At 38.9% G+C, this 7095-nt stretch carries 8 protein-coding genes; 6 read left to right on the top strand and 2 right to left on the bottom strand.

Going from position 1 to position 7095, the window contains the following annotated elements:
• The 5 genes from E1176_RS08855 to E1176_RS08875 form a co-directional block, all read left to right on the top strand.
• A partial coding sequence (locus tag E1176_RS08855; RefSeq protein ID WP_155210250.1) for an Lrp/AsnC family transcriptional regulator occupies window positions 1-374 on the top strand: 374 nt, incomplete at its 5' end.
• Window position 375: 1 nt separating this feature from the next.
• Window positions 376-879 carry a phosphoribosyltransferase family protein gene (locus E1176_RS08860; protein ID WP_155210251.1) on the top strand — a complete coding sequence of 168 codons (504 nt, stop codon included), beginning with the start codon at window positions 376-378 and terminating at the stop codon, window positions 877-879.
• Between the two features lie 57 nt (window positions 880-936).
• Window positions 937-2457, top strand: coding sequence for a PAS domain-containing sensor histidine kinase (locus E1176_RS08865; RefSeq protein ID WP_155210252.1), 1521 nt, complete (start codon window positions 937-939; stop codon window positions 2455-2457).
• A 10-nt stretch (window positions 2458-2467) separates the two neighbouring features.
• Entirely contained in the window at window positions 2468-3289 is an 822-nt protein-coding gene (panB, locus tag E1176_RS08870) for a 3-methyl-2-oxobutanoate hydroxymethyltransferase (RefSeq protein ID WP_155210253.1), read from the top strand.
• A 3-nt stretch (window positions 3290-3292) separates the two neighbouring features.
• Window positions 3293-3529, top strand: coding sequence for a PLD nuclease N-terminal domain-containing protein (locus E1176_RS08875; RefSeq protein WP_155210254.1), 237 nt, complete (start codon window positions 3293-3295; stop codon window positions 3527-3529).
• Window positions 3530-3534: 5 nt separating this feature from the next.
• On the opposite strand, the gene E1176_RS08880 is transcribed toward E1176_RS08875, so the two are convergent.
• A complete protein-coding gene (locus tag E1176_RS08880) occupies window positions 3535-4116 on the bottom strand; it encodes a CAP domain-containing protein (RefSeq protein ID WP_155210255.1) in 582 nt (193 codons plus the stop codon).
• Window positions 4117-4323: 207 nt separating this feature from the next.
• Here E1176_RS08880 and E1176_RS08885 point away from each other — a divergent pair, with 207 nt between their 5' ends.
• Window positions 4324-6561: an NADP-dependent isocitrate dehydrogenase gene (locus tag E1176_RS08885; protein WP_155210256.1), complete on the top strand. Its 2238-nt coding sequence runs from the start codon at window positions 4324-4326 to the stop codon at window positions 6559-6561.
• Between the two features lie 59 nt (window positions 6562-6620).
• On the opposite strand, the gene ribH is transcribed toward E1176_RS08885, so the two are convergent.
• Window positions 6621-7095: 6,7-dimethyl-8-ribityllumazine synthase (gene ribH / locus E1176_RS08890; RefSeq protein WP_155210257.1), on the bottom strand; the 475-nt coding region annotated here is incomplete at its 5' end.

Raw genomic sequence — 7095 nt, forward strand, 5'->3', positions numbered from 1 at the left:
GGCTGTCACCAGCACCAACATTAGAGAGAGTTAAGAAATTAGAAAACTCAGGTATGATCAGTAGCTATCATGCTAAGGTGAGCAATGAAAAGGTGGGTCTTGGTGTAAGCACTTTTGTAATGGTGTCATTAAAAGGTCATAATAAAGATAATATCGATGTTTTTATAGAAAGTATCAATAAAATCGATGAGGTTATTGAGTGTCACCACATAACGGGGTCTGGTGATTTTATTTTGAAAGTGATCGCACAGGACATTCCATCCTACCAAAAGCTTATGCTAGAGCAAGTTTCTAATATCGATGTAGTAGATAATATGCAATCTATGGTGATATTGTCTACTTTTAAGGACAGCAAAGTAATGCCGATACCATAGTATGAGTACAGAAACACTTATTTTAGACCAAACCCAGGTAGATCAAAAAATCAAGAGAATTGCCTTTGAGATTTATGAAAATAATTTCAAAGAAAAACAGGTAATTCTGGCTGGAATTCAAGACAAAGGGTATCAATTAGCCCAATTGCTGGGTGAAGCACTCTCATCTATAGCCACATTTGAGGTGAAGGTTGTAGAAATAATATTAGATAAGTCGGCACCAACTCAAAGCGAAATAAAACTAGGTTGCGAAGATCGCGAATTGGTCAATAAATGCATCGTTTTAATAGATGACGTGCTAAATACAGGCAGAACTTTAGCCTACAGTTTAAAGCCATTTTTAAACATAAGAGTGAAGAAGTTGGAGACAGCAGTTCTAGTAAACAGAAGCCATACCCGATTTCCTATTTCAGCACAATATGTTGGCTATCAATTGTCTACTACTATCAACGAACATGTTGATGTTCAGTTGAAAAGTGATGCAAAGGCTGTGTACCTTAGTTAATTAAATTCACTTGTTTCTAAACTTTCACCCCCTTATATTTCCAAAAACTTTTACATCATGTTCGATGGGAAACCAATAGAGGGTTTGAGTGAGATGTCTAATCATACCGAAGAAAGAGTTGCTCAGCAAGATCTTGAAATAGCCAGATTAAGAGCCGAACTCGAAAAATATCAATCAGCATCTAAGGGGGCCAATGATGGTCTTTGGGACTGGGATTTTAGAAAAAATGAACCCTTTGTTTCTCAACCATGGAAGTCGATGCTGGGTATAAAAGAGACAGATGTTGTAGATATGCATGAGCTCTGGAAAGAGCTACTTCACCCAGATGACAAAGAAATAGCCCTACAGGCCTTTAAAAACTTTATAACTGGTCGCACTACTAGTTACTATCAGGAGTTTAGAATGCGCCATACAGATGGCAGCTATAAATGGATATTATCCAAAGCTCAGGCTGTGCGGGGTGAAGATGGAAAGGCTATTCGTGTTTCAGGCTCACATACTGACATTACAGAAAGAAAATCTGTGACCGATGCACTTAGAAAAAGTGAGCAAAAGTATCGTAACCTATTTCAGAATTCTTTGGTTGCGATGTTTAGGTGTAAAGTAGACGATGGCAAGGTAATCGAGGCAAACGATAAGTTTTTGGAGCTTTTACAAGTCTCTGACTTAGATGATTACCCGGTAGGGTTCGATATGTTTGTGCATGAGCGTGAGAAAAAGCACCTCCTACAAATGCTCGCCATCAACGGGTATATTGATAATATTGAGCTGCAGGTTAAAACTGCAACTGGGGCTAGAATATGGGTGTCCTACAGTGCAGTGATTTACCCGGAAGAACAAATCATTGAGTGCATTTTAAAAGACATTTCTCAGACTAAGGAGAACCTGCTGGAGCTACAGAAGGTAAATTTTGAGCTCGATAGTTTCGTCTACCATGCTTCGCACGATTTACGCTCACCACTTAGGTCTATTCTAGGTCTTATTGATTTATATAGGTTAGAAAGTGATGAAAAGGTTAGGCTGGAATGCATTGAGAAAATAGAAGGCAGCGTAAAGAGACTCGATGACCTCGTTATGGAGCTTTTGAGTATCTCTCGTAATGATCGGGTTAACGACCCACACATCGATGTCAATTTGATGGTCGAGATTAATCATAGCATCAGCAGTTATTATAATGCATCAAATACCGATGGTTTAGAAATAATTACAAAGGTTAGTCAGAGAATTCCTTTCAAGAGCGACCTTACACGTGTAAGAATTATTCTAAATAATCTCATTTCTAATGCTATCAAATACAGATCTTTTCATAAAGAAAGGACCTTTATTTCCATCGAAGCCACGGTAACTAAAAAGGAGCTTGTACTAAAAGTAGAAGACAATGGAGAAGGTATTGAGGAGTCAAAACTTCCTCATATATTTGACATGTTCTACCGAGCAACAGAGAAAAGCGAAGGCTCTGGTTTAGGCTTATATATTGTGAAGAAAGTGGCTGATAAACTAGATGCGGAAATCACGGTTGACAGTGTAGAACTAGAAGGAACAACATTTACAGTAACAATACCAAACACTCACAAATAAACTAAATTTTATGTCTGTACATAAGGCTGATATCAAAAAGGTGACAACCCATCAACTCCAGGAAATGAAAAACAGGGGTGAGAAAATAGCGATGCTCACGGCCTATGATTTTTCTATGGCAAAAATCCTGGATGGAGCCGGTATAGATGTATTACTTGTTGGTGATTCTGCATCAAACGTAATGGCAGGCCATGAAACTACGCTTCCTATTACATTAGATCAGATGATATATCATGCTACTTCGGTAGTAAAAGCTGTCGACAGATCGCTCGTAGTTGTTGATATTCCATTTGGTTCGTACCAGGGAAATTCTTCAGAAGCCTTACGTTCTGCCATCAGAATTATGAAGGAGTCTGGAGCACATGCTGTTAAAATGGAGGGTGGCAGTGAAATAAAAGAATCTGTTATAAGAATATTAAGTGCAGGTGTGCCAGTAATGGGACATTTAGGGCTTACGCCTCAATCGATTTTTAAATTTGGTACCTATACAGTAAGAGCCAAAGAAGATGAAGAGGCAGAGAAATTGATGGAAGATGCTAAGCTTTTAGAAGAGTGCGGCTGTTTCTCAATTGTTTTAGAAAAAATACCTGCTCATTTGGCAAAGAAAGTAGCAGAGTCTGTTTCAATACCTGTAATCGGTATTGGCGCGGGAGCAGCAGTAGATGGTCAGGTGCTGGTTATGCAGGATATGCTAGGTATTACAAAAGAGTTTAAACCACGTTTTTTACGAAGATACGCAGACCTTGATACCATTATTACAGATGCAGTTAGTCATTATGTAGAAGATGTGAAGGCGGTCGACTTCCCTAACGAAAACGAACAATATAAATAAAAAATGGATGTAATTGAGTCAAACCGTATAGCCATGATGATGGGAGCGTTTACGCTAGTCGCTCTTATCTTTTGGCTACTCACTCTTCATGATATTTTCTTTAAAAACGATAGAAAAGAGGTGAGTAGATGGTGGATTTTGGTAGTACTTATTTTTCCAATAGTTGGCTCACTTATCTACTGGGTAAATAAAAATATGATTAGGCGTAAACCGAGAAAGTTCTCTCTTTCCAAAGATTAGATAAATTACTCACAAATCACCACATTGTTTTGGTCATCATTTAGTTGGCCAAACCATACCACCGCATATTCTTTATAAATACCTACACCCACACCTTGCCATTTAACTTTTTTCCACATATCCGTATTTATTAAAAGTGGATTGTGAGATGGACTTCTTTTCCAACCGTCCAGGCCTTCTGAGGCTGAAGCTCCGGCAGAGCTATAATAAGCAATTTCATATCCGGGGCTTTGATACCCGGCTATTTCTTTGGGTTTGTCCCACATACACTGCGCCTCTTTATGATCATTAGTGTAGCAACAAGAACTCCACTTGCCTTTCTTAGACCAGCTGTGAGGGTTACATTTATTATTAGGATCAAAATCGTAATTATCTGCCAGATCTTTTGCGTGCATTTGAGCCACAAGACTTAGTTTGGCTGAGTAGGGGATTGCCGTTAGTCTTTTCTGCTTTCGATAATCATTGATCAGTTCGTAGAGTTTAGCCTCTTCAGTACTTAGACAAACATCGACTTTTTCCGTAGTAGAGGGTGAAGTAAATAAAAAATTAAGGGCAATTAGAAGACCATTGAAGAGAGATAAATACATGCTTTTAATAAATTAAAATAATTGGAATTGATTTAAACGCAAAAAGCCTACCACAGTTGGTTATTAAACGTAAAACAAAGCGTTACCTTTTCTATCGAGGTCAATTTTTGTTAAATTCGCAACCTCTCAATATTACTAAACAAAAGCTTTCAAAGCGAGTTTAGAACAAAAATGAGTCTCCTTTCAATAACTAAAGCATAAATAAAAATGACGAAAGAAACGGCAAAAATAATCTATACAAAAACTGATGAAGCTCCAGCACTGGCAACTTATTCTTTCTTACCTATAATCAAAGCATTCACCGACTCTGCTGGTGTAGCTGTAGAAACGAGAGATATTTCTCTAGCCGGAAGAATCATTGCAGTTTTTCCTGAGTATTTAACAGAAGAGCAGAAGATTTCAGATGCTTTAGCAGAATTAGGAGAGTTGGCCAAAAAGCCAGAAGCTAATATCGTTAAGTTGCCAAATATTAGCGCATCAATTCCTCAGCTAAAAGCTGCAATTAAAGAAATGCAAAATCAGGGATACAAATTACCAGATTACCCTGATGAGCCAGCGAATGATGAAGAAAAAGAAATTAAATCGCGCTACGATAAGGTTAAAGGTAGTGCTGTAAATCCTGTATTGAGAGAGGGAAACTCTGATAGAAGAGCACCTCGTGCTGTTAAGGAATATGCAAAGAATAATCCACACTCTATGGGTGCGTGGAGTGCAGATTCTCAAACCCATGTGGCAAGCATGGAGCAGGGTGATTTTTACGGTAGTGAAAAATCAATGACTGTAGCTAAGGCTGGAGATGTAAGCATAGAGCTTGAGACTGCGGATGGAAATAATGTATTAAAAGAAAAAGTATCCTTGCTTGAAGGAGAAGTGATAGATGCCTCAGTAATGAGCCGTAAATCACTTAGGGACTTTCTACAAAAGCAAAAAGAAGATGCAAAAGCGAAAGGAATTTTATTCTCTGTGCATTTAAAAGCCACCATGATGAAGGTTTCAGATCCTATCATCTTTGGTCATGCGGTGAGCATATTTTATAAAGACGTTTTTGATAAACATGCTGACTCTTTCCAGGAAATTGGTGTCAACCCTAATAATGGTATGGCCAATTTGCTCGCTGAGATAGAAAAACTACCTGAAGCTAAGAAAAACGAAATACTAGCAGATATTGATGAGGCCTATGAGCAGGGTCCTGATTTGGCTATGGTAGACTCAGACAAAGGTATCACCAACCTGCATGTACCGAGTGATGTAATTATCGATGCCTCTATGCCTGCAATGATCAGAACGTCTGGTCAAATGTGGAATAAAGAAGGTAGAACACAGGACACTAAAGCAATTATTCCGGATCGATCTTATGCAGGTGTTTATCAGGAAACGATTGACTTCTGTAAAAAGCATGGTGCTTTTGATCCAACTACCATGGGTAGTGTTTCTAACGTGGGACTTATGGCTCAGAAAGCAGAAGAGTATGGCTCACACGACAAAACTTTCGAAATACCTGCTGCCGGTGTAGTAAAGGTTAAAGACAGTGAAGGTAATGTTCTGTTAGAGCATAACGTAGAAGAAGGAGATATCTGGAGAATGTGTCAGGTAAAAGATGCTCCAATACAGGATTGGGTAAAGCTTGCAGTAAATAGAGCTAAGGCTACAGGAAGTCCAGCTGTTTTCTGGCTAGATAAAAACAGAGCGCATGATTCGGAATTGATAAAGAAAGTAAATGCTTACCTGCCAAACCATGATACAGAAGGACTTGAGATCCACATCATGGCACCGGTAGAGGCTACTCGCTTTTCATTAGAGAGAATTAAAGAAGGCAAAGACACTATATCGGTTACAGGAAATGTCTTGAGAGATTACCTTACAGATTTATTCCCAATTCTTGAATTGGGTACAAGTGCCAAAATGTTGTCAATTGTTCCATTAATGAATGGTGGAGGATTGTTTGAAACTGGTGCAGGAGGTTCTGCTCCTAAGCACGTTCAGCAGTTTGTTGAAGAAGGGCACTTAAGATGGGATTCTCTGGGTGAGTTCTTGGCGTTATCTGTGTCTTTAGAGCACTTGGGTGAGACCTTTAATAACCAGAGAGCAAAGGTGTTAGGAGAAGCACTTGATGCAGCAACCGGTCAGTTTCTTGAAAATAGAAAATCACCTTCACGTAAAGTCAATGAGATAGATAATAGAGGTAGTCACTTCTATTTGGCTATGTATTGGGCTGAAGCTTTGGCAGAACAGAATCAGGATCAGGAGCTGAAAGAGCTCTTTGGTAAGGTAGCTAAAGACCTACGATACAATGAGGGACAAATCAATGAAGAGCTCATTGCAGTTCAGGGCAGCTCTGTTGATATTGGAGGTTATTTCAAGCCGGACGAAGATAAGGTGTCTAAAGCTATGAGACCTAGCAAAACGTTGAATGAGTTAATTGACGCAATATTTGTAAGTCAATAAGCTTAGATAAGTATAAGTGAAAAAGAAAGGCTTTCAATTATTGAAAGCCTTTCTTTGTTTTATTTGATAGCTAACATCTTGATGGCCGTTATGGCAGCTTCATCTCCTTTGTTTCCATGCTTGCCGCCAGCTCTATCTAAAGCTTGTTGTTGGTTATCAGTGGTTAATACACCAAAAATTACAGGCTTGTTGTATTTAAGGTTTACATCCTTAATACCATGAGCTACAGCATCACAGATAAAATCAAAATGTCTGGTTTCGCCTTGAATTACACACCCTAAGCAAATCACAGCATCTACAGCATCATTCTCCGCAGCCCACTGAGCGGCTAAGGGTAATTCAAAGCTTCCTGGCACGTCTTTTCTTACAATGTTTTCCTTAGACACGCCATGCTGTCTCAAGGTGTCATACGCGCCTTGATAAAGGGCTTCTGTTACACTTTCATTCCATTCCGAAACGACAATGGCAAAAGCTTTTTTGCTCATGTCTACTATATTTTTTTCTGAGTAGCTGCTTAAGTTTTTTTGTGATGAT

The organism is Fulvivirga aurantia (assembly GCF_009711475.1).
GTDB classification, from domain to species: Bacteria; Bacteroidota; Bacteroidia; order Cytophagales; family Cyclobacteriaceae; genus Fulvivirga; species Fulvivirga aurantia.

Excerpts from the sequence above, each read along its gene's own strand:
- panB (WP_155210253.1), top strand. The coding sequence starts at position 2,468 with ATGTCTGTACATAAGGCTGATATCAAAAAGGTGACAACCCATCAACTC.
- E1176_RS08885 (WP_155210256.1), top strand. The coding sequence starts at position 4,324 with ATGACGAAAGAAACGGCAAAAATAATCTATACAAAAACTGATGAAGCT.
- E1176_RS08860 (WP_155210251.1), top strand. The coding sequence starts at position 376 with ATGAGTACAGAAACACTTATTTTAGACCAAACCCAGGTAGATCAAAAA.
- E1176_RS08880 (WP_155210255.1), bottom strand. The coding sequence starts at position 4,116 with ATGTATTTATCTCTCTTCAATGGTCTTCTAATTGCCCTTAATTTTTTA.
- E1176_RS08865 (WP_155210252.1), top strand. The coding sequence starts at position 937 with ATGTTCGATGGGAAACCAATAGAGGGTTTGAGTGAGATGTCTAATCAT.
- E1176_RS08875 (WP_155210254.1), top strand. The coding sequence starts at position 3,293 with ATGGATGTAATTGAGTCAAACCGTATAGCCATGATGATGGGAGCGTTT.